The sequence below is a fragment of the Paenibacillus sp. 2RAB27 genome (assembly GCF_052115445.1).
In the GTDB taxonomy this organism is placed as follows: Bacteria; Bacillota; Bacilli; order Paenibacillales; family NBRC-103111; genus Paenibacillus_E.
The window spans coordinates 14276-37981 of the sequence record NZ_JBFRGR010000003.1 but is presented as its reverse complement, the minus strand read 5'-3'; the positions used below and the strand labels follow the sequence as shown (position 1 = coordinate 37981).

Annotated in this window: 20 protein-coding genes, 1 pseudogene and 1 riboswitch; of the genes and pseudogenes, 9 read left to right on the top strand and 12 right to left on the bottom strand. The window is 47.8% G+C overall.

The features are described 5' to 3' along the window. Window positions 1–49 precede the first annotated feature (49 nt). The 6 genes from AB4114_RS05450 to AB4114_RS05425 all read right to left on the bottom strand — a co-directional run bounded on the left by AB4114_RS05450 (window position 50) and on the right by AB4114_RS05425 (window position 7612). On the bottom strand, window positions 50–3223 hold the full coding sequence (locus AB4114_RS05450) for a DUF4430 domain-containing protein (protein WP_441987512.1): 3174 nt from the start codon (window positions 3221–3223) through the stop codon (window positions 50–52). Window positions 3224–3376: 153 nt separating this feature from the next. Next, window positions 3377–3571: riboswitch (cobalamin riboswitch) on the bottom strand. Window positions 3572–3711: 140 nt separating this feature from the next. Next, window positions 3712–4002 carry a hypothetical protein gene (locus tag AB4114_RS05445; RefSeq protein ID WP_441987511.1) on the bottom strand — a complete coding sequence of 97 codons (291 nt, stop codon included), beginning with the start codon at window positions 4000–4002 and terminating at the stop codon, window positions 3712–3714. A gap of 483 nt (window positions 4003–4485) precedes the next feature. After that, on the bottom strand, window positions 4486–5109 hold the full coding sequence (locus tag AB4114_RS05440; RefSeq protein WP_441987510.1) for an MBL fold metallo-hydrolase: 624 nt from the start codon (window positions 5107–5109) through the stop codon (window positions 4486–4488). A 20-nt stretch (window positions 5110–5129) separates the two neighbouring features. Beyond that, the gene (locus AB4114_RS05435; RefSeq protein WP_171634474.1) at window positions 5130–5696 is read right to left on the bottom strand and encodes a thioredoxin family protein; all 567 of its coding nucleotides are present in this window, start codon (window positions 5694–5696) and stop codon (window positions 5130–5132) included. Window positions 5697–5772: 76 nt separating this feature from the next. After that, on the bottom strand, window positions 5773–6372 hold the full coding sequence (locus tag AB4114_RS05430) for a DedA family protein (RefSeq protein WP_441987509.1): 600 nt from the start codon (window positions 6370–6372) through the stop codon (window positions 5773–5775). A gap of 325 nt (window positions 6373–6697) precedes the next feature. After that, entirely contained in the window at window positions 6698–7612 is a 915-nt protein-coding gene (locus AB4114_RS05425) for a LysR family transcriptional regulator (protein ID WP_441987508.1), read from the bottom strand. A gap of 116 nt (window positions 7613–7728) precedes the next feature. Between AB4114_RS05425 and AB4114_RS05420 the strand changes: the two genes are divergently transcribed. The 6 genes from AB4114_RS05420 to AB4114_RS05395 all read left to right on the top strand — a co-directional run bounded on the left by AB4114_RS05420 (window position 7729) and on the right by AB4114_RS05395 (window position 13676). After that, on the top strand, window positions 7729–8211 hold the full coding sequence (locus AB4114_RS05420) for an HPP family protein (RefSeq protein ID WP_441987507.1): 483 nt from the start codon (window positions 7729–7731) through the stop codon (window positions 8209–8211). 126 nt (window positions 8212–8337) lie between these two features. Continuing rightward, window positions 8338–8784, top strand: a complete 447-nt coding sequence (locus AB4114_RS05415; protein WP_171634480.1) for a cupredoxin domain-containing protein — start codon at window positions 8338–8340, stop codon at window positions 8782–8784. Window positions 8785–8948: 164 nt separating this feature from the next. After that, window positions 8949–9629, top strand: a complete 681-nt coding sequence (locus AB4114_RS05410) for a response regulator transcription factor (protein WP_441987506.1) — start codon at window positions 8949–8951, stop codon at window positions 9627–9629. Next, entirely contained in the window at window positions 9626–11005 is a 1380-nt protein-coding gene (locus AB4114_RS05405; protein ID WP_441987505.1) for a sensor histidine kinase, read from the top strand. The genes AB4114_RS05410 and AB4114_RS05405 overlap by 4 nt, the downstream gene beginning before the upstream one ends. A 74-nt stretch (window positions 11006–11079) precedes the next feature. Next, window positions 11080–13287 carry an MMPL family transporter gene (locus AB4114_RS05400; RefSeq protein ID WP_441987504.1) on the top strand — a complete coding sequence of 736 codons (2208 nt, stop codon included), beginning with the start codon at window positions 11080–11082 and terminating at the stop codon, window positions 13285–13287. Between the two features lie 71 nt (window positions 13288–13358). After that, complete coding sequence (locus tag AB4114_RS05395) at window positions 13359–13676, top strand: dehydrogenase (protein WP_171634486.1); 318 nt, start codon at window positions 13359–13361, stop codon at window positions 13674–13676. A 730-nt stretch (window positions 13677–14406) separates the two neighbouring features. Here AB4114_RS05395 and AB4114_RS05390 read toward each other — a convergent pair. Next, a complete protein-coding gene (locus AB4114_RS05390; RefSeq protein WP_441987503.1) occupies window positions 14407–15705 on the bottom strand; it encodes an alpha-glucosidase/alpha-galactosidase in 1299 nt (432 codons plus the stop codon). A 146-nt stretch (window positions 15706–15851) separates the two neighbouring features. Between AB4114_RS05390 and AB4114_RS05385 the strand changes: the two genes are divergently transcribed. Next, on the top strand, window positions 15852–16715 hold the full coding sequence (locus AB4114_RS05385) for an AraC family transcriptional regulator (RefSeq protein WP_441987502.1): 864 nt from the start codon (window positions 15852–15854) through the stop codon (window positions 16713–16715). A gap of 56 nt (window positions 16716–16771) precedes the next feature. Here AB4114_RS05385 and AB4114_RS05380 read toward each other — a convergent pair whose 3' ends face one another. After that, window positions 16772–16972 carry a hypothetical protein gene (locus tag AB4114_RS05380; protein WP_441987501.1) on the bottom strand — a complete coding sequence of 67 codons (201 nt, stop codon included), beginning with the start codon at window positions 16970–16972 and terminating at the stop codon, window positions 16772–16774. A gap of 39 nt (window positions 16973–17011) precedes the next feature. Between AB4114_RS05380 and AB4114_RS05375 the strand changes: the two genes are divergently transcribed. Then, window positions 17012–17824 (top strand): helix-turn-helix domain-containing protein, encoded by an 813-nt coding sequence (locus tag AB4114_RS05375; RefSeq protein ID WP_441987500.1) that lies wholly within the window; start codon window positions 17012–17014, stop codon window positions 17822–17824. A gap of 312 nt (window positions 17825–18136) precedes the next feature. On the opposite strand, the gene AB4114_RS05370 is transcribed toward AB4114_RS05375, so the two are convergent. The 3 genes from AB4114_RS05370 to AB4114_RS05360 all read right to left on the bottom strand — a co-directional run bounded on the left by AB4114_RS05370 (window position 18137) and on the right by AB4114_RS05360 (window position 20886). Further along, complete coding sequence (locus AB4114_RS05370) at window positions 18137–18430, bottom strand: Dabb family protein (protein WP_441987499.1); 294 nt, start codon at window positions 18428–18430, stop codon at window positions 18137–18139. Window positions 18431–18559: 129 nt separating this feature from the next. Then, complete coding sequence (locus tag AB4114_RS05365; protein ID WP_441987498.1) at window positions 18560–19243, bottom strand: oxidoreductase; 684 nt, start codon at window positions 19241–19243, stop codon at window positions 18560–18562. A 20-nt stretch (window positions 19244–19263) separates the two neighbouring features. After that, entirely contained in the window at window positions 19264–20886 is a 1623-nt protein-coding gene (locus tag AB4114_RS05360) for a sensor domain-containing diguanylate cyclase (protein WP_441987497.1), read from the bottom strand. A 177-nt stretch (window positions 20887–21063) separates the two neighbouring features. Here AB4114_RS05360 and AB4114_RS05355 point away from each other — a divergent pair. Beyond that, window positions 21064–23204, top strand: a pseudogene (locus AB4114_RS05355) (DNA topoisomerase III). A gap of 111 nt (window positions 23205–23315) precedes the next feature. On the opposite strand, the gene AB4114_RS05350 reads toward AB4114_RS05355, so the two are convergent. After that, window positions 23316–23651 (bottom strand): hypothetical protein, encoded by a 336-nt coding sequence (locus AB4114_RS05350; RefSeq protein WP_441987496.1) that lies wholly within the window; start codon window positions 23649–23651, stop codon window positions 23316–23318. Window positions 23652–23706: the final 55 nt, after the last annotated feature.

Below are 23706 nucleotides of genomic sequence, written 5' to 3'. Positions count from 1 at the left end.
TCCGACCGGGAAAGAAGAGGATTTCTCCCCTTCTTCGTTAAAGCTCGTTCTACTTTTTCTGCTGGTGCAGTCTCATAATAACCACTGCGACCATCTCTCTGGTTACAGGAAGCAACGGGTTGAAATATCCGTTATCCTCTGTCAATAATCCGGATTTAATAGCTTGATTAACGTAAGGTAATGCCCAGTCAGCAACAAATGATTGGTCTTTAAGGTCAACCGCTAGCTGTCCCTCCATCGCAACACCTTGTAAACGACCCAGAATTACAGCCATTTCCTGTCTGGAAATCGTTTGATTCGGTGCAAAGGCATGATCTGAAATCCCTGTGATCAATCCCTTCGATTTCGCGGTTACGATATACTTGAAATACCAATCTTCTGTGCTAACATCGTCAAAATCTAACTCACCAGTTACTAACTCACTTCCTGTATAACGGACGATGAGTGCCGCAAACTCTGCTCTTGTTAATTCGCGTTTCGGCTCAAAATTAGTTCCGTTACCTTCCATAAATCCCAACGTAGTGACTTTAGCTACTGCTTCCAGTGCCCAACTGGAAATAGCAACAGCATCTTCATATTTTGTAGCCAGTGTGTTTTTGGTTTCTTCGGTTGGTTCCGTAGGTTCCGCAGGCTTACCAGGGTTATTAGGGTTAACAACGTTACCACTACCCCCTCCTACTGGCGGGGTATATGCCTCACCAATGTCTTTCCCAAGATCTTTCGTGTACTGCCAACGAAGAACGTCGTTATTCTGTAATGTGTAGATACCCGCGCTGTATTTTGGAAAGACCCCGTTCACGGAGTACATCCAGCCACTTAGCTGTCCTTTATCAAACTCCCCTAAGTGATCAATCGATTGTACATAGATGCTTGCACCTGAACCTGTATAAGACAGAGCAGTACTTTGGGTACCAAGTACCCGTTGTAGCAACGTAAACGCTGTATCGCCAGATTGCAAGGTAACCGTTATTGGAGCAATGATATCTCCTTCACCCAGAGAGCGTTTCTCAACAGAAAGTGTAACCTTTTGTGTAGTACTAGGTCCAGATCCACCACCAGGACCAGGCGCTGTTACTAACGTCGATTTAAAGGCTAAGAACTCCGTGAAATGCTTCGTTTTAATAATTAAGTCGCCATTCTCACTGTAAGCATACACATCATCGTTTCGATAGTTGCTGTTGTCATATTTATGTATTGCAGTGAAATTACCGTTTTCATCTATGAAACCGGCGTTACGATCACCCATCCCCTTCAATTTCAGTGTAACGTGTTGATTAAACTGGATGCGGCTATCACCACCCACTTTAATGCGTGAATCGATACTGTCTAGTCTACTACCACTGCCGGTAAGTACTCCACTTACTTTATTCGTCACAGAGTTATCGGTTGTACTCAGAATGCTTGGCAATTGAATCTTATTATTCCACGCAACTGATGTAACTTCTGTATAAGCCGGTATATCCAACTCCGTACTGCCTCGTTTAGCAATAACCTCTGGCAAAAATGGTGTCGTGAATGAAAGAGTAATCTTGTTCGTCGCTGGATCATTATCATCCGTCGAGAAGGATACATTGGACTCATTCGCACCAACATTGACGATCTGATCACTCGTCGTGCTCACATTATGAATGGTCAACTTATTACTTGCCGAGTTACTAACCAAGGCTGCTGGCAATGCTTGGAGCTTAAGAGCTCCTGTTTGACCTTGACCTGCAAAAGTTATAACAAGATCTTGTTGATTGCTTTCTTGCGTAATATGATCAATCGTCAAACCTGTAGTGCCAGGATCGAAACTCCAATTCGCTGCGGTATTAGCACCAGAAGTGAACGTGTCGCCGACTAGTTTAATCTGCAAACTAGGGTTGAGTATTCCGATGTTCGTATTCGAAGCGATCGCAATGGAAGGCCAACGGCCATAATAAAACGTAACGATATCATCGTCGTTTAAAATATAATCTGCTGCACCGACTTGCGGTGATACCCCGTTAACTTTGTACATCCAACCGTCGTATCCGCCAAGAGTTCCTGCAGTTTGACCTGCAATTGAGGAGAGATAGGGACCATAACTACTGTTTTGAATGACAAAGTTGATGTTAGACTTCTCGAGCACTTGTTTCAAAGCATCCATGGCTGTCGGCTGACTGCCATAGACTGCTGCAGTTATCGACTGTTGTGGCAGTATCGGACTATTAATGCCATTAACATTTATTTGTACGGTAGTTAAATTTGGCTTATCTGCTAAACGCTGCCAAACTGATTTACTCTGCTGAATATCTGTTAGTGCGATCAATACTTGTTCTGTTGCCATTAAGTTCTGTTTTAGATCTGTCACTTGCCAGGAAAAAGTGCCATCTGGAAGCACGAAGTTATAAACGGCATCTACAACTGTTTGATTGTTGACGACCCAGTTTGGGGACAATACATCTTCTCTAATAGCCACCAGACCTGATACAGACGTTGCCCAGCTGTTGGAGTTGTCCCCATTGACCCATTGACCTGGGGAATCAAAGCCAGCATTAGTTAATTGTCTTTGCTTCAATAAAGCCTTAGCACGGTTAGCCGCAGTTACTGCAGCACTATTCGATTGATAATTCCCTAAAGCTAGCAGTGCCATCCCTGTAATATCTGTATCTGATTCACTTCCAAAGAAAGCAAACCCGCCATCAGACAATAGTAAGCTAAGTAAGTAACTTAACGCTTTCTCCTTGGCTGCATCGTTCCAGCTCCCGACGTTGTATCCCCTTTTCTTACCTGTATCCAGAGCAAGCATCGTCCATATCTGTCGATTAGATTCTCCGAAGGAACCTGTTGATGGATTTTGCTGAGCTGCTAACTCTGCGTACAAATTACGATTCGTTTCCCATGCATGGGAAGGATCAAGATTCATGGCCAACAATCCGAAGATTAAATTGATGTGGTAAGTACTATGATCGGTTGCTAATAAATCACCAGGATCACTTTGTTCCCAAGAAGGCAGCGTCCACTTACCATTATGCAAATCTTCCCCTGCTCCCCATAGCGCAACCATTTGCCACCATGAGTTGAGATTAGACCGATTTTGCTCATAAAATGAGACCGTATCCGCAATCATTGTATTTAATTTCGTACTTGGATTTGCATCGACTGCTCTCGCAACTTGTGGGACGAGCAATAAAGTTATTAGTGCCAAACTTAGAAGAGCAGAAATCCCTTTTTTCATCATCAAACTGAACAAACTAATCACCTTCATCTTCCTTAAAATAGTGGATAAACGAAAAACACCCTTCCCCGAGTTCCAGAGGAAAGATGTCTTTGTAAGAATCGTGTTAATCTAACGACTAACCACTCTTTTTGGCAAATGCAAAGAAACATCTTCCTCCCATCCTCGTGAGAAAAAAAATACATTACTTATCAGGCAGGTCTCCTGGCTTCGCTTCATCGCTTGTACAATCTCCTTCCCCTCTTGTTATCGAGAGTGGCTATGATTGTTAGCTCAGCGTTACAGTGGCGGGACCGCATCGGAATTGAACCGAACTTCCCTTTTAAGCTTCCGCTAGATTCAGCAGAAAGCACCTATTAAGCTAGTTTATGAAATTGTTTGTAATCATGACGAATTTTACATGACTTCATCGTAATAGACAATCCTTTTTTTCACAAACAAAAAAAGGCAACCCCACCAAGACCCCTAGGCCTCGTGGGATTACCTCTCTTTTTACCCGAGCAATCCGTAAATCAATATTTACAAATGCTGCGCGTAATAATAACTAGTAAAATGAAAAGTACTAAGATACTAGCGGCCGAATTGTTTTTCGGAGGGCAAGCAACTGCTTGCGTGTGAACCGGTTTCGGGAACACAAATTCAGTTTGTTGGTAGGACGCGTGCAGGTGGATATTATTGTGCATCGGTTGTTGCATAATTGGCGCTGGCGCTGGAAGCGGTGTAGGCATTGGCATTGGCATCGGGGTTGGCATTGGCATTGGCATTGGTTGCATTGGGTAATTCGGAACTTTAACATATTCCATGGAAGAGCACCTCCTTCATATTTTCCCAAAAGGGACTTACACAGGCTTACTGTTTAACTCAGAGGTTATTGTTGAAGTTGGGTGAATAGCTTACAACATCAGTCTATGGGGAAGCACCTACGTTGCACACGGTAAATACCCAGTTTATAAATAAATTGGGTGGGTGTCATGGGCGAACGAGCATAATTTGGAGATAGTCGATTATTTCGACTTGCAGCGGCTACTTCTCCACTTGCTCATCCTGTAACTCGATTATTTCGACTTGCAGCGGCTACTTCTCCACTTGCTCATCCCGTAACTCGATTATTTCGACTTGCAGCGGCTACTTCTCCACTTGCTCATCCTGTAACTCGATTATTTCGACTTACAGCGGCTACTTCTCCACTTGTTTCCTGTAACTCGATTATTTCGACTTACTCCTCTTCCCCATCCGTATACACAAAAAGGACCGCCCCCTCATCAGAGGGAGCAGTCCTAATCGCCTTACACGTATGGGTTATTCTCACGTTCGAAGCCAATCGTCGTCTTGGCGCCGTGCCCTGAGTAGACGATGACGTCGTCATCCAGCAGGAACAACTTATCCTGGATGGAATCCAGCAGGGTATTGTTGTCTCCACCAAGCAGGTCGGTACGACCGACCGATAGTTTAAACAACACATCACCACTGAACAGGTGTTTGTCATACAAGAAGCTCACGCTTCCTGGCGAGTGGCCTGGGGTGTGGAACACCTTGAGCTTAATGCCCAGGAACTCCAGCACTTGCCCCTCATCCAGCGCGAACTCTGCCGGGTCCGTCTCAACTAAAGTCCCAAGTTCTGGCCAGCGAGCGGAGCCATTCTTCTTCGGATTCGTCAGCCAATCGGCTTCTAGGTCGTGAATATACACCGGACAGCCCTTGAGCTTACGAATCTCGTCAACGCCCCCAATGTGATCGAAATGCGCATGCGTCAGTAGAATCGCCACGATATCCATGTCGGCAATTTTCTTAATCAGCGACTTCGGATTCATACCGGGATCGATAATAATACCTTGATTCGTCTCTGGATTCGACAGTAAGTACGCGTTCGTCTGAACCGGACCCAGGACGAAGGATTGAATGTTGATCATCGTGATGCCACCCTCACCTTTTAGAACGACTCGATCAATGAACGAAGTTCCTTCACAATAACAGCATGATATCCGTTACCTTCGCCATATTGACGGCCCATTTCGGCTCTGGCTACTTGAATTTTTTCGTTATAATCTGCCGCATCGCGATCTGGATTTTCTTTCTTGAACTGCGTCATAACCGCTTGCACGTTTTTCGGACGAGGCCCCCAGTGCCCAAGCGAGAATCCGCCTGTATCTGTGAATACGACGATCGGAATCCCACGTCCGCCGCCTGTTAAGAACTGATCAATTACATCATAATTTTGCTCAATAATGAGAACCTCGGTTGGAACGCCGCTATCTTCCAAAGCCTTGAATACAACAGGCACGTTGCGAACAACGTCGCCACACCAGTCAGCAGCAATAATCAAGCAGCGAAGATCATCGCGATTGTTAAGAGATTCGAAATATTCCTTATCCTCTTCATTGTCCCAAGCAAAGCCATCATAATAAGCTAAAAATTGCTCTTTATTTTTTTCCATACTTTCGATAAACTGTTTCGGCTTGAGGCCAGTACCCAGCTTACTAGCAAGATTTGCACCCATCGTTGTCATCCTCCCAGGATCATCCTATTTCTCATTCATTGTATCAAAAGCAGGCGAAACCGCCAAATCAACCTTACTAGATTTTCTTTTTTCTTTTGAGATAAAATTGATAGCCCGCATACAGGATTGTCAGCACGATCGCAGCGATAATCAAAGGTTTAATATAAGGCCCTGCGTACTCGCCAATCGTCTCCCAGTTGTCCTTCAATTTCATGCCCAAATAAATATACAGAAAGGAGTAAGGAACCAAAGCTAATGCCGTGTAAAGGGAGAATTTCCCCAAAGGCATCTTCGCCATACCGCCTGGCAATGAGATCGCATGACGCACAATCGGAATAAATCTCGCTGTAAAAATCATACCCGTGCCGTACCGGTTAAACCAGCTTTCCGCCACATCGATATGATGCTTGCTGATCAGCAGGTATTTGCCATATCTCTCCAGAAATGGCCTGCCGCCATAACGTCCGATCCAATATAGCACGATTTGGGCCAAAGTTCCCCCGACGACCGCGCAAACCATACCACCTACGAAGTTAATTTGACCTTTGGATACGAGATACCCTGCGTAGGCTAAAAGCAATTCGTTCGGAATGACCTCCAGCATAAGTCCAAGGAATATTCCCCAGTACCCCAAACCTTCCAAATACACCAAAACACTTTGAATCAACTCATGCATACGTAACCCTCTCTTCGTTTCACTTTCCCATACATTGGCAACTTACTTAGCTGGAAAAAGTACATCTAATTGGGCCCATAGGGTCAAAAGAAAGAAAATAGCTGGATTTTATCCATCTAAATTCGCCTATTCCACTCGAAATTACCTATAATCCGCAAATTAGCTGGATATTTTCCATGTATTCTAATTCTGCCGTTGAAATCCTCATATTTAGCTGTAGTTTTTCCTATTAAATGCCTAATACTTCCCCTATGAGGTCTAACTTGTACCCATTGCCTAATCTAATCTAATCTAATCCCATCCACATTCTATCATAGACATGCCGCTATCCTCTACTTGTATGCAACTCATTGCTGAAATAAGCCAAGATATGCGATTTGCAAGCTTCCACAGGTGCGCTGAGCTCTTTGCCGGCACGGTGAATCAGCCCATGTTCCAACGGAATCGCTGTCTCCGACTCAACGCGAAGCAACTGACCCGCTTCCAGCTCTTTCTGAACGGAAGTGACAGGCAGCAAGGAGAGGCCCATGCCGCACATCATCGTCTGTTTGAGCATTTCCGTGCTGTCGAAGGCCATTTCGGTAAAAGTAGCAAGCCCTTTGTCCGTCATCAGTACCTGAGAGGCCAATGATTGATAAATGCAGCGGCTGCCAAAGCCGATGACCTGTGTCTGTGCCAGCGCTTCCCAGCCTTCCAGCTCGATGCGCTTCACTAGCGCCGGAGCCCCCACCCACACCAATTCATCCACGAGCAACGGGATAAAAGTGAGATTTCGCACCTTGGGATCACGCGGCACAATGCCTAAATCTACACGGTACGCCGATACCTCCTGAACAATGTCGCGTTGAAAGCCCGTTTCCAGCTGCAGCTGGATGTGCGGAAACTGCTCGAACAACGTCGGCAGCATCATCGGGAGATGCGGCACGCAGAACGATTCCAGCGCGCGCAGGCGCACCACACCTTTGGGCTCTTGCAAGCCCGTTAGTTTCTCCTGTAAGGATTCTCCCAACTGTAAGAATCGATAGGCAAAAGGCGCCACCTCTCGGCCCGCTGCTGTCAATTCAACCCCGCGCGGCAACCGTGTAAAAAGCGCCTGTCCTAAGGTCTGCTCCAACTGAAGAATGTGCATCGTCACCGTGGATTGAACGTAACCGAGCTTCTGAGCGGCTTTACTGAAGCTCTTCTCCTCCATGACCGTAACGAAGGTTTTCATACTTCGTCCATCCAGTTGTTCCAGCATAACCAACATACCACCCATCGGATTATCAAATACTAGATATCATAATCATTCGTTATTCAAATACATAAACTCATGATACCATCAGGGATATCACGATGAAAAGAGGCACACCCCACATGTTCACTCGTCTTCGACTACGACTCTCTCCCCTGTTCATCAAACTCATCCCCGGCATCGGCGGCTTCATCGCCATCCTGCTGTGCAGCTTGCTCGGCGACCTCGCCCACACCTCGCTGCTGATGGCGCCCTTCGGCGCCTCCTGCGTCATCGCCTTCGCGCTCCCGCAGAGCCCGCTCGCGCAGCCCCGCAGCCTCATCGGCGGCCACGTGCTGAGCACGCTCGTCGGGCTCTGCGCCCTCCACGCGATCGGCGTGCACGCGTGGAGCCTCGCCCTCGCGGTCGGCGCCGCCATCACGCTTATGCAGCTGACGCGCACGCTGCATCCGCCCGCAGGCGCCGACCCGCTGCTCGTGATGCTCACAGGCGCCGGATGGAGCTTCCTGCTCACGCCGGTGCTGCTCGGCGCAGCGCTGATCGTGCTCGTTGCCTGCGGGTACCACCGGGCAACACGCACCTCCTACCCTACAGATTGGTGGTAGGAGCACTGCACTTGCACTTGCACTTGCACTTGCACTTGCACTTGCACTTGCAATTCCAATTCCAATTCATGCGCTGACAAGCCCCCGCATAAGATGTACAAGACCCTTGTACAGGAGGCGGACCCTATGTCCCGAGTATGGATTGTCAAACGCAAGCATTTCTATCAGCTAGCAGCCGCACTTCTAATCCTTCTTATTGGATGGCTGTATGTGAATCGAGCAAGCATTTTGCCCACCTTCGCCGAACCCACGGCAGAACGCACCATTCACATGGTTGTTGGGGAGTTCAAATCCACCACAGCTGATGGCAAAACCATCGAGGCTTACCGCTGGGACCCTGGCACCATTGCCGTTAAGAAAGGCGAGCATATCAAGCTTAGCATCCTTGGCATCAATGGCGAGAGCCACCCCTTTTTCATCGAAGGACTCAATATCTCCGGTGAGATCAAAAAAGGCAAAGAAACGATCGTTCATTTTACCGCCAACCAAGCGGGGACGTATCGCCTCATCTGCATGACGCATACGGATATGGCGCATAATGGTCCGATGATCGGCTATATCGAGGTCTATTAAATGGCCGCACTGGTTCTGATGTTATTCGAGCATTACCTTAAGCTTCTTCTGCTCCTCGAAACGTCCTCTGCAGACGCCTCGATATCAGAAGTGGCATTAAGGTTTTTTTTCGTTTACACTGATGCCAAGCTCAATTGATTCCTTATGAAGAAGGTGCTTCCCCAATGAAAACACATATACTCGTCGCCGATGACGATGCCCATATTCGCGAACTCATGCGCTTCCTTTTTTCCAAAGAAGGGTATGCGGTCTTTGAAGCAAGTGACGGTGAGCAAGCTTCGAGGCTGTTGGAAACCGAACAAATTCATCTCGCCGTTGTCGATGTCATGATGCCGCTGCGGGACGGCCTGGAGCTATGCGCGGAAATCCGCGAGCATTACGATATTCCAGTTCTTCTTGTGACAGCCAAAGGTGAGATTGAAGATAAAGAACGAGGCTTTGCTTCAGGCACCGATGATTACGTGGTCAAGCCGTTCGAGCCCAAGGAGCTCCTCTTCCGTACGCGTGCGTTATTGCGCCGATATCAGCTGGTTTCCTCAGAGATGATTACACTTGGTCAAACGGTCATCAACCGCAAAAGCTATGAAGTCACGATCGCAGGTGAAACACTGCTGCTGCCGCTCAAAGAATTCCAGCTGCTCGCCCAATTAGCGAGTCATCCAGGTCGCATTTTCACGCGTGAGCAACTGATTCAAATGCTATGGGGCACGGATTATGAGGGTGACAGCCGAACCATCGATGTTCATATCAAGCGACTGCGGGAGCGTTTTTATGAGAAAACTAGTGACTTTATGATTACGACGGTGAGAGGACTTGGTTACAAGCTTGAGGTGACGGAAGGATGAAAACATTATATTTTCGCATCGTTGTTACGTTTATTCTCATCGCGATGGTCAGTTCTGTGCTCGCTCTCTTTCTTTCGAATTGGTATTATCTAGCCAAATTAAGGGATCAGAACGAGGAACAAATTTGGAAAATAACGACGGAGATTCGCACACTTTATGAAGAAGTGCCTCAGGTCGAGCCTGCAACATTCTTCACACATATTGCCAATATGGGATTCCAGCTTTATGTCGTGAATGAGCAGATGGCGGGGACCTTCTATGGAACGCCGTATAAACATACGCAGTTGGATCCAGAGCAAATTCAGCGTGTTTTAGCGGGAGAAACGTACCGCGGGATGCTGCAGGAGCGTCATCTTCTGATGGTTATCGGCTATTTTGAAAATAGCCTGCGCAACAGTATCGGTGTTCCCGTTCAGGTACAAGGGAAAACGTATGCCTTGTTTGTACGGCCTAATCTGGAACAGCAGATCGGCGGCGTGCGCGTCCTGATGGCTTTCCTGCTCGGACTTACCTTCCTATTCAGCATCGTTCTCATCATTATTTTTTCCCAATTCATCGTCAGGCCTGTCAAAAAATTGCGAGAAGCTACGAAACGGATTGTTGGCGGCAGCTACGAAATGAAGATGGACGTTTCCCGTCAGGATGAAATCGGGGAGCTTGCGCGAGATTTTACCTTCATGGCGCAATCGCTCAAACAGGTAGAAGCTATGCGGCAGGAATTCGTGGGCAATGTCTCCCATGAAATCCAGTCTCCGTTAACTTCGATTCAGGGCTTCGCCCAATCCATACTGGATCAGACGACCTCCGAGGAGGAGAAGGAGCGCTATCTTCATATCATTTTAGACGAAAGCAAACGATTGTCCTCCCTCAGTAAACAGCTGCTAACGCTAGCCTCATTAGATAAAGAGAGTCTTGTAGTTAAGCGCACGATGTACCGGCTGGATGAACAAATCCGCCAAATTCTGATTCATACGGAGTGGCAATGGTCGGAAAAGGAGCTCGACATCGAACTGGATCTACCGGAAACCGACGTCTCGGCCGACCACCAATTGCTGCATCAAGTTTGGCTGAACCTCATTACGAATGGTATCAAATATGCTCGTCCTCATGACGCGTTACACATTGCGATTCGGTCATCAGAGACGGAGGTCACTGTCGTGGTGCGAGATACAGGGATTGGTATGTCAGAGACGGAGCTGCCTCATATTTTCACCCGCTTCTACAAAGCGGATCGCGCACGGAACCGCGCCAGTGCTGGCACTGGCCTTGGTTTATCCATTGTTCAGAAAATCATTGAGCTGCACGGTGGCAGCATTCATGTGCAAAGTGAGCTCGGCAAAGGGACGACGTTCACTGCCCGCCTGCCCCGAATGTAATCTTGCATTCATCATCCGTTCATATTCCTCTCCTACTATTTGAAGTAGATTTAGGAGAGGGGAATGAACCTGCCATGAAACATGCATTAACACGTCTTGCCCAGTTCGTTAGCAGTGCCAAAGGCGTCAAAATTGTACTCATTAGCTGGCTAGCTGCCATCCTTTTATTAAGCGCATTTGCACCATCTTCCAAAGAAGTCGCCCAAAGCGGCGGTGAAGGCAGCTTAGCTGGCCATACATTATCTGAAGAAGCTAAACAGTTATTACAAGAGGCCTATCCTTCCACGGACGGCTTAACTGCCATCCTCGTGTTCCATTCCGAGCACCCTATCACGACTGCTGAACGAGGCGCTATAACTGGCATCAGTTCGTGGCTGGCTTCTGATCAGAAACCGGCATACGTCACACGTTCTCTTCCTTTTCATCAAATGCCCGCGGCGCAACAAGAGCTCTTATTTTCCGCAGATCGTACAACGCTCTTGTTAACCGTCTCTCTCCAAAAGGATCTGGCATCTGGTCCTGTTTACGATACACTTGAACAGATTCGTCATAAGTCCGAGCAGCAAGGTTTGGGGGCTATGAAGCTTGACATCACAGGTCCTGCTGGCATTTCATCCGATACCATTATGCTCTTCAAAAAGGCCGATTTTGTGCTAATGCTCGCCACACTGGGGATCATTCTTATCATTTTAATCATCATATACCGATCACCGCTGTTGGCTTTGTTACCCTTGGTTATCGCAGGCATGGTGTATGCAGTTGTCGATAGGGTCATAGGCTTAGCAGGCAAAATGGGCTGGATTTTCGTCGAGAAGCAATCCCTCTCCATCATGATGATCTTACTTTTCGCTGTGCTGACCGATTACTGCTTATTTATTATTGCGCGCTATCGTTCCGCTCTGCGGACAACGGATTCTAAGTACGATGCGATGTCGAAAGCTTTCTCCAACGTGGCTGAACCGATTTTCTTCAGCGGCGGCACCGTGCTCATTGCCATGCTCACGTTATTCGCTGCTGTATTCAAGCCCTATCATAACTTTGCGCCTGTCTTCTCCATCGCGATGGTGGTTATTCTGCTCGGTGGACTGACGCTGATTCCTGCAATGTTTGCCTTGATTGGGCGAAAAGCTTTCTGGCCGTTTATTCCACGTACGGATGATGCAGTTCTTGTGAATGACGAGCCTCGCGGCTTCTGGGCTTGGGTAAGTACTCGCGTTACCTCAAAGCCGCGGATAACCGCTCTTGTTCTCATTATCGTTCTGGTGGCACCTGCGATATCTACACTAGGCATGCGCTACTCGTTTAATCTTATGAAATCCTTCCCTAGCGATATTTCTTCTAGACAAGGTTTTGACACGTTGGAGGCGCAGTTCCCTCCTGGGCAATTAGCGCCAGTTACTGTTCTTTTGGACGCGAAGAAAGAAATCGTTTGGGATGAGGCTTTTATTAGCAAAATGGATAAGCTAACTGGACTGATCCGTGGATCTGAGGGGATTAGTTCGCTAACACCGGGGGTCAATCAAGCTGAGTTAACTCCTGGGAATGCCAATTTACCTAAGCATACGATGAAGTTCCAGCTGATTCTGACAATGAATCCCTATGATCAAGCTGCGCTAGAAGTGATCTCTAGCTTACGTAAGAATAGCGATGCCTTGCTTGGGCAGAGTGGCTTCGAGGCCGGCCAGTTCACCCTGCATTACGCAGGCCAAACGGCGGAGCAGCTTGATGTCCGTTCGATGAATCAACGGGATACATGGGTTATTTTCTCACTCATTACCTTATTGATTACCGTTATGCTGATCTGGCAGGCCCGCTCCCTGCGATTGGCGCTTACCATGATGGCTACCATGCTGCTGTCCTACGCGGCTACGATGGGGGTTGTCTGGAGTGTGTTTCATTTCGGATTTGGACACGATGCCTTCAGCTACCGTCTGCCCGTGTACACGTTTATCTTTCTCATCTCGTTAGGCGTAGACTATAACATCATTTTGGTGTCTAGGGTGCAAGAGGAAGCGCGGCGCCATCCTTGGCGAGAGGCTGTGCAACGTGGCGCGGCGTTAACGGGCGGCGTCATCTCCTCCGCTGGCATCGTGCTGGCGGCGACCTTCTGTGTCTTAATGACGCAGCCGTTGCAGGAGCTGCTGCTGTTTGGTTTCGCCATGGCGGCAGGTATTCTCATCGACACCTTCCTCGTTCGAGGCATGCTGCTTCCTGCGCTGATGACCCATATGGGGCCGCGTGAGACTAAGACGACACATGCTCCACGAACTTGGGCGCAATAGGTCCTTGTCTCGAGTCGCTCTCCGCCCTCTCTGTGCATACACATAACAGAGAGAGGAGCGTCGATCCCTGTATGGTGTATCAGAAACAAAGTGAACGACATAAACAGCAGCTTCCCAACGCTCGTGCCATTCGGAGAGCATGCAACAAGGAGCTATATCGAACAGTGAAGCGGCTCAAGATTTGGCTMACCCCAGAGCAACTCAAGTCCGCTGAAACGATCTACGTGAAAAAAGTGATGCTGAATCTCCCCTTCATCGTCGAGAATGGCAGCAATCGTCGATTGCTTGCTGATTGGTTCGGCGAACACGTTGGCCCCGAGATCGCTCCTATATGGAACGTCGAGTTGGAAACTTTAAAAGAAGCATTTCGCGATGCGTTTGGTGGGTAGCGCGATTCAGCTGAGCAAATCGAACTAGTTCGAGCATGCGTGATAAGAGCGGTAACCCGCTCTTATTTGCGTTGCTGAAGCTTGTTTCCGTTCCTACCAGCTCACTTCTTGCTACTTTCCCACTCTGCTCCTGCTCACTTCCTGCTTCTGTCCTCCCCAGTCCTCCCCAGTCCTCTCCTATCCCATGCCGCTACTGCTCACTTCCTGCTACTATCCACTTCAGTCCTCTCCTATTCCATGCCGCTCCTACTGACTTCCTTCTCCTATCCACTTCAGTTCACTCCTATCCACTCACTCCTAAACCTATCCTACTCTACTCCTATCACTCTCTTCACACACACTCCTCCCACTCTCCACTTTACTCCTATCTCACACCGCTCCCCTTTTCTGCCGCCTCCATACCGCTATGACGAGGGCCAAGTTCTACCCAAGCAGCTAATAAATGGAAAAAATACAGTTAAATTCGCATTTCCCCTCCGATATTTTGAAATAAATGTAAAATACGTAGTTAATTTCACCCATTTTCAGCTAAACTGGCGGATACGTCAAAAATAACTACCGTTTTTCCATCTAATCGTGGTTTTCACCAACGAAGCGTAAAATTAGCTGTAGATTTTCCAGTTAAACAATGCGCCCAGCCCCGGTGAGTTCATTTAGCTCTTCTATCAAAGCGGTAGCTAAATCAAAATAAAAAAGGCCGCGGGGACCATCATCCCCACGACCAAATTTCTTACTTATACTCTGGCAACCACTTGCCATGAGCCTCAATCAACTCATCGCACATCGCGACGATATCGTCCATCGACAACTCAGCTGATGTATGCGGATCCAGCATCGCCGCGTGATAAATATGCTCACGCTTGCCTGTAATTGCCGCTTCAATCGTCAACAACTGCGTGTTGATATTTGTGCGGTTCAGCGCCGCCAGCTGTGGTGGCAGATCCCCTACGTAAGTAGGTGTTACACCGTTACGATCAACCAAACACGGCACTTCAACAACAGCTTCACGTGGTAAGTTCGTGATCAAGCCGGTATTCATGACGTTCCCGCCGATTTTGAACGGTACATCCGTCTCAATCGCTTCGAAGATATACGAAGCATACTCATGTGAACGCACATGCGTCAAATTCGCATCGTTCACGAGATCCTCGCGCATTTTCTTCCAGCGGCTGATTTGATCAATACAACGACGCGGATACTCATCCAATGGAATGTTGAAGCGATCCACGAGCTCTGGGTAATTCCGCTTGATGAAATACGGATGGTACTCGGCGTTATGCTCAGAGGATTCCGTAATATAATGGCCGAATTTCAGCATCATTTCGTAGCGAACCATGTCTTTGTGTTTCTCTTTTTGCTTCTCAGCCGCGCGTTTCTTAATCTCCGGATAGAGATCGACACCATCCTTGGACACTTCAAGCAGCCATGCCATATGATTGATCCCAGCGATTTTCGCTTTCACACCAGTTTGATCAATTTCCAAGTGTTTAAATAGCTCCGGTACACAAGTTTGCACGCTATGACACAAACCAACTGTGTTCACACCGCCATACGTGTTCATGACATTTGTCAAAACAGCCATCGGATTTGTGTAGTTAAGGAAAAGCGCATCTGGACACACTTCACGTATATCCGCAGCGAAATCCAGCATAACTGGAATCGTTCTCAAGTTCCTGAAAATACCGCCAATTCCAACCGTATCAGCAATCGTTTGTCGCAATCCGTACTTTTTCGGAATTTCAAAATCCGTAATCGTACATGGATCATAGCCACCTACTTGAATCGCATTTACCACAAATTTGGCGCCATTCAAAGCTTCTTTACGGTTCGTATACGCTTTAATAATCGACGTACTTCCACTCGTTTTCTTGATGTTATTCAGCATGTTAGCAGAATCTTGTAATCGTTCGTGATCAATATCAAAGAGAGCGATTTCATAGCCTTGTAATGCGGGGGTAAGCAAACAATCACCAAGTACGTTTTTTGCAAAAACCGTGCTTCCTGCACCTAAAAAAGTAATTTTGGACATGTGATAATCTCCTCCAATAAACAATCTATTATTATATCCTTACTATAGCGCAAGCTCGCTTTGAAAAATATGGATTGAAACAACTCCAATATGGACATTTGTAGTTTTTTAGATTACGCTCAGAATAAAAACAAAGCGAGGCCCCTATGAATCAAGATCATACTTACTTCGACATCAGCATTAATCCTTTACATAGCAATCCAGACTTATCTGTCCTTTTCAGTGGCGAAGGCAAGCCACACCCCCAGCACAAAATGGGGCCTGCCGTTCACGATTATTACTTGATGCATACGGTTCTCTCGGGGAAAGGCACCTTCGAAATGGGGCAGCGAACCTATGCTTGCTCCACTGGAGATACTTTTATCATTTATCCAGGTGAGTTATTTTCGTATACAGCAGATAGCATTACGCCTTGGCATTATGTCTGGGTTGCTTCCACTGGGCGCTCCGTCGATTCGCTTCTTTCACAAATCGGGGTCTCCCCACAGCAAGCTGTGGTATCGGGGAATAATCCTCGAACCATTCGTCACTTTTACCGTCATCTGCGCGCATGCTTCAACCAGACCTCTTTCCCCCAGTTAGAGGAACTGGAAGCTGAGGGCTGGCTGCGCCTGCTTTTTCGCGAGCTTGGACGTGTGAACACGCACCATATTTCTGCCAAGCCAGCAGCTGAAACCGATATCCAGCGCCAAATCGGACAAGCCATCCGCTATTTAGAGCTGCAGTACACACAAGCGGTCTCCATCGAGCATCTCGCTCGCAATTTGGGGTATCACCGCACCTATTTGTGCAAAATGTTCAAACAATACACCGGATTATCCCCGATGCAGTATCTTTTCAATATCCGGATGGAACGGGCCAAGCAGCTACTAATGACAACCGCCATGACCATCGATCAAGTCGCCTCCTCCGTCGGCTTCAATGATGCGCTCTACTTTTCGAAGCAGTTTCACAAGTGGAGCGGTTCTGCGCCGTCTGTGTATCGGAAAGAGCTTAGACAGCTTCCCTAATAGGCACTCACGCGGAAGAGCCTCCGCCACCCTGGCGAAGGCTCTTCCCACTTCCTCTACTTCTTCGAATCCACCAGCTTCTGAATCTTATCTTGCGCCGTTTTGATCGTCGTATCGATATCCTGATTTTTCAGCATCATTTTATCGAATTCCTCTTGCATCACTTTATCGAATTCAGCTTGATACGTCAGCGGTGTAGCTGCTTTGGCAGCCACCGTGTTTTTCAACACATAGAGTAAGGATTCTTTATCTACCATGGCAGGTGTTTTCGTTTTGGAGACAATCTGATCAACGACTTGTTCCAGGTTTGCCTTTTTCCAAGAAGGAATGAAACGTCCCTGCAGCAGCAGCCCTTACTTAATGAGTCCGAATGGGCAGAGAAAGCCGCTTCCTTCGGCATTCATCTTGGCGAGGGCAGCTGCTATCTCCCTGTCCTAGCCTTACCCGAGCGAATCGTCGATGTGGAATCACGCTTTGGTGGAGCTCATTTGGTGCAGTTCGTGCTTGATAACACCTTGAATGAGTCCATATCTACCGAGGGCTGCGTTAATCTGTCTCTGGATGAACGACATGCGATCCTGCTGTTCCCCTTCCACATAACGTTAAAAAGAAACGTGCACGAGGAAATCCGTACCGCGCTCCGCCAGGCGCAGCAAGCCTTCCATCAATACATGCGTATCGATCTTTCCCTTTATATCGGGGAGCTCTGTAACGATCTGCCGTCACTGAAAAAGCAAATCCTAACATTCTGGATGGTTAATCTCGTGATGGAGCTGGAACTCAAATATATCGTGATGCAGCACTTTGTTTCGAATTTCAAGGCGGAGCTGCTGCATCTGGGCGAGCGAATCAGTATGGAGGAAATGGCAGGACGGCTGAACCTGAACGCTTCTCATTTTAGCCGGCTGTTCAAGAAAGAAACCGGCGAAACTTTCGTCGAGTTCGTCACTCGCTCCAAAGTGGAGCGCGCACGCGAGCTGCTGGACACCTCCGATGCGAGTATTGAACAAATCGCAGAACAGCTTGGTTTTGAGCACACAAGCTACTTTATCAAGCTGTTTCGCGGGTTTACCCAGTTGTCACCTTCCGAATATCGAAGGAAAATGTAGGCGAACTTGGTAATGGCACCTGACCACCATTAGACTGAATAAGAGCAGAAGCAGCCCGCCCTCTGACGAGGACGGACTGCTTCTGCTTGATTTCATGCTTTTCCATCTCGGAAGGGAACGTAGATCCCTTATTTCCCGAATTTCGTGCAAATATCCAAAGTTGCGGAACGTGAGTACGCTATTCTCTCCAACCTCGCTGCCCAGAGGCCCAAAATGTTGAAATAGCGGAACCAGGTTCCGTTTCCTCCAGATTTCGTCCATTTTCGCCAAAATAGCGGATCTACGTTCCTTTACCTCGTTAACCCCATGCCTCTAAATCTCGATATCCACGATTAAGCTGTCTACACGGCCAACTTCACGAATATACGCGGCTACCGCTTGATGCTCCGGGTTCGGACCGTAAGCTGCCAATGCCGCTTTATCTTCAAAACGAACGGAAAGTACAACTTGGAAGCCTTGATTTTTCTCGGAGAAGTTAATTCCCGCTTGGATATCAACGATACCTGTCAGATGGGAGCGCAGCGCTTTGAAACGGTCAACTACCTCTTGCAGCTGCTCTTGCGTAGTTGTTTCAGCAAATTTAACAAGGACGATATGATCAATCATKATGTGAACCTTCTTTCTATACTCATTTAGGACATTAATAATGAACGACACTAATCTTAACAAAAACGCAAGCCGAGTACCACTCTCATTTTCGAGGAAAAGAGGCAGACACGCGGCTGTACAAGCTGATCATCTACCAGCAATAGAGGCAATCCGATCGGAGCTTAGCACCTGAACGCCCGTTTTCCCCGACTTGGCTGCTCTTATTAAGCCTGTAGCAATCGTTCGTGCATGAATGGGACGATACTTGCGAAGACGACCCGTCATCAGCGGAGCAATGGCCCGTGAAACGATGCCTCCCAGTTTCTCACCTAATCGGAATTCCCCACGGTTACCCAGAATGAGAGAAGGCCGAAGCAAGTGAAGTGAGCGAAGTCGCATCCCTCGCAGCTTATCTTCCACTTCGCCCTTTACCTGATTGTAGAAAAAGGAGGATGTGCGGTCTGCTCCCATGGCTGTTACAATGGCGAAGCTATCTGCTTGTCCCTTGCTCGCCACTTCAGCTAGCATGAGGGGATAGTCTCGGTCTACTCTGCGGAATTGCTGTTTCGAGCCTGCTTTTTTGATCGTTGTTCCTAAAGTACAGTAGACATGAGCATGCGCGAATTCCGAGGACTTCAGACTCTCACCCAGCTTAGCGAAATCAATCACGCGCTGCTCTAGTTTCCCCAGTCCATTCGGCTGATCGAGATCCATTTTCTTACGAACTAAGGCAATGATCTTATCATAATCCGGATCGTTCACTAGCTGTTTGATCAGTTCCTTGCCGACTAAGCCCGATCCTCCCGCAACAATCGCCGTTCTCCCTTTCATAGCACACCTCCGCGTCATATTTATACATGATCATCTTCATCATACAACCTTTTGGTGTCAACTTCGACACGATTTCTTCCACCTGATTTCGCGCGATACAGCGCATGGTCTGCCCTAGAAACCATATCTTCCAGCACCATCGTTCCGTATTCCAACGTCGGTGAGTATTCGGCAACTCCGATGCTTGCGGTTATTTTGACCGTTAACGACTCTTTGCTGTAAGGTTCATCTATTAAAATATTTCGTATTTCCTCAGCTACTGCAGCGCTCTCTTGCGCATCCTTCCGCAGTAATAACAGAATGAACTCTTCACCGCCATACCTCGCCACAATCGCATCCTCTCCCGCATACCGTCTTAGGATACTCGCGACATGATGGAGAACACCATCACCAACCAAGTGACCATACGTGTCATTAATTTTCTTAAAATGATCAATATCCATCATCAAGACAGAGCAGGTCTGTCCGGAGTAAATACACGACTGCAATTGCTTATTGCCTTCTAGCATCATATAGCGTCGATTATGAACATCTGTCAATTGATCCATCCATGCTGAATGCTCCAATAACGAAATGTTGGACTTCAAACGATCCGACATGAGATTGAATGTGGCCACTAATTGTCGCAGCTCCACAGGAGCTTTTCTAATTTTATCCACATTGATCTGATAATCGTAATTCCCCTTCTGAATGATCTTCGTGGCTCGCAGCAAATAGCGAATCGGCCGCTCAATCTTGGAGGCAATCATCACCGCAGCCGCGATACTGAGAAGCAGTGCAATCAAGGAAATGATAATAATCGTTATACTTAATTCATTTAACTTTCGAAAAACTTCTTTCTGGGTAATTTCCCCAACAACAAGCCAGTTTTTCCCTTGGGACCATTGGTATTGACCATACACGCTCTCCCCTCGGAAGCCAGTATACGCACTATGATCCGTACTGCTCGATACGGCACGAAGATAGATTTCCGATGCCACACTTTGGGTAATTGCACCATTCTCGGAGCAGTTAGAGGCCGTTACAATATTGCCTTCTGCATCCAGCACATAGACTTCACCCGTATCTCCGAAGCTAAGCTGAGCCATCAGTTTATTCAACATTTCAAGTGTAATAATCCCCAGCACAATCCCCTTGAATTCACCGTGATCGCCAAGTACGGGAGAAGAAAATGTAATAACAGGTGCTCCATTATCTTTGGAGATCACAACACCCGAAACAAAACTTTTCTTTTCCTTCCCGAGCCTGTAGTACTGACGATCACCCACATAAATCGAAGTCGTATCTGTGCGAATGTTACCATCCGGCTCAACGAAAGTAATCGATAAAAATTCCGAATTCACCTTGGCATAATCCTGAAACTCCCGTTTCAAATCACCTATGCGGTGGAACTTGGCATTATCTGAAAGTGCAAAACGTTTAATCGCATCCAACTTTTCCTGATTCCAACGTTCGATATATAAGCTCTGTAACGAAATCACTTGTTTGAGTTGAACTCTAGCCTCTTCTAACCGATTACTCTTCTCTATAAAGTAAAAAGGAACGATGATCGAAAAAGCCAGTACCACTATAATTGCGCTTATCCAGAGTTGAAGTCTTGTTTTAATGGTATGATCGGAAAAAAGAGAAAACATGTGCCCCATCGAGGTTTCCCCCCTTTTATTCTATATATCACCATTATACTTTATATTAGGGTGAAAATAGACAAATTCCGCTGATTTTCGGCATAAACGTACAAATATTTCGAAATATTACCCGTTTGAAAAGTAGGACCCTTTCGCTTATGCTAATTGGTATGTAGAAAAGAGGTAATTGCCCCCATGAAAATTCTCGTACTGACTGAAAAACCAAGTGTAGCCAAAGAAATTGCTCGTGTACTGGGCTGTAGCAAAAACACCACTTCGAAGGTGCCAAATACGTCGTTACCTGGGCACTAGGCCACCTCGTCACGCTCGCTGAGCCCGATGATTACGATCCCAAGTTCAAGACTTGGAACCTTGAAGATCTGCCCATTATCCCTGGCAAAATGAAGCTCAAAGTCATGAAAGAAACCTCGCAGCAGTTTCGTGCGATCGAGCATCTCAGCCGCCGTGGCGACCTGTCGGAGCTGGTCATCGCAACTGATGCGGGGCGCGAAGGCGAGCTCGTCGCGCGCTGGATTATGGAGCTGATCCGCTGGAAGAAGCCGTTCAAACGGCTTTGGATCTCGTCGCAGACGGATCAGGCCATTCGCGAGGGCTTCGCGCAGCTGAAGCCCGGCACCGACTACAACCGGCTGTATCAAGCAGCCGTCTGTCGTTCCGAGGCCGATTGGCTCATCGGCCTCAACGTAACCCGCGCGCTGACCAGCAAGTTCGGCGCGTCATTATCCGCTGGGCGCGTGCAGACGCCCACGCTGGCGATGATGATCAACCGTGAGGCGGAAATCCGTGATTTCCGGTCCGCCGACTACTGGTTGATCGAAGCCGAGCTCGGGTCCTTCCGCGCCCAGTGGCGGGACCCGAAGACCGGCGACTCGCGCATATTTGACCGCGAGCGCGCCGATAGCTTGAAAGCAAAGCTGCAAGGCCAGAGCGGCCGCATCGTGCAGGTGAATAAGACCGAGAAGCAAATCCCGCATCCGCTGGCTTATGATTTGACGGAGCTGCAACGCGACGCGAACCGCAAATTCGGCTTCTCTGCCAAGCAAACGTCGAATGTCCTGCAACGACTGTATGAGCAATACAAGTTGGTCACTTACCCGCGAACCGATTCGCGGTATTTGACCTCCGATATGGTACCGACCTTGCTCGGCCGTTTGAAAGGAGCTGCTATCGGCCCTTATGCGCCGCTTGCAGCACCATTTATTCGTAAGCCTCTGACGATTACGAAGCGAATCGTCGACGATTCCAAAGTCAGCGATCACCATGCCATCATCCCGACTGGTGAAGCCATCTCACTCGCTACGCTAAGCGCAGATGAACGTCGACTCTATGACCTGATTCTTCGCCGTTTCTTAGCTTTATTCAGCGGTCCTTGCCGCTATGATGAAACGAAGTTAACCATTGAAATTGCTGGAGAGAAGCTCTATGCCTCAGGCAAAGTCGTGAAGCAAGCAGGCTGGAAAGACGTCTACGGCGCCACCGATTTCACCGATCCCGATCGGGAAGACAATGAATCCGAGGAAGATACAGGACAGCTGCTGCCCCAAGCGTCTGAGAAGGACGCAGTTACCGCTCGCAATGTTCGGCAAGTTAGCCGCCAAACGAAACCGCCTTCTCGCCATAATGAAGCTTCCTTACTGTCGCAGATGGAGAAATTCGGTCTTGGCACACCTGCAACTCGTGCAGATATCATCGAGAAGCTTGTGTCCTCCGACACGATTGAGCGTCAAGGCTCCTTGCTCATCCCTACTGGCAAGGGCACACAGCTCATCGAGCTTGCTTCTGAGGAGCTTCGTTCACCCGAGCTTACAGCACGCTGGGAGCAGGAGCTTGAACGCATCTCCAAAGGCAAAGGAAGCATGGAAGCTTTCCTCAGTGGAATCCGCAAGAAAGCAGCCGAGCTCGTCGATGAAGTCAAACGCAGCTCCGCAGCGTATAAACCGCACAATTTAACCGGCAGTAAATGCCCCGATTGCGGCGAGTTCCTTCAGGAAGTCAAGGGCAAACGAGGACGTTATCTGGTTTGTTCCAGTCGGGAATGCTCGTATAAACGTGAAGCTGACGGGCAATTAACGAACCATAGATGCCCACAGTGCCATAAGAAGATGGAAATACACACGGGAAAAGCAGGCAAATATTTTCAATGCCGTCCCTGCAATGTCGTTGAGAAAATCGACGGTGAGTCTAAAGGTGGCGGTCGCAAGGCTACAGCCAAAGTCAACCGCCAGCTGATCGAGCAATTCTCCGATTCTGCCGGAGTAGGGAACTCACTCGCAGACAAGCTGCTTGCAGCCCTTCAGCAGAAAAAAGAAGACTAATACCAAGAATAAAGCCCAAGCGACTTGCTTCTTCGCTTGGGCTTGATTTTACACTATGAGAACAACTTCTATACCGGCATCTGCTTGCTTGTTACTATTCATGACGACTCTTTATGCTTTGGTTAATATCCTGCCTTTAACTGCTAATTCGAGATCTTCTAGCGTTGTGATCCCCAAGCTAACCAGCGCATCTCCTGCCTCCATGTGAACATTGGCTAAGATATGCATACTTGTATGAGGCACTAGTGATTTCCGAAACTCATGAAAAAGCACCGCATTATAAGCTTTGAGAACCGTCATAAACTCAACATTTGGCGGGATAAATCCGCGAATTTCAGACGATCGCCAGAAAAACTCCCTCACATGCATAATATCCGATCCCGTGCGGTTCAGCTTTCGAATCATCGCAAAAAACTCATCAACAAGATCTTGTCGATCCGCTTTCATGTGACCATCCCTCCAATGACGTATTCCTACTTGAAGGATACCATAAATAGTTCTT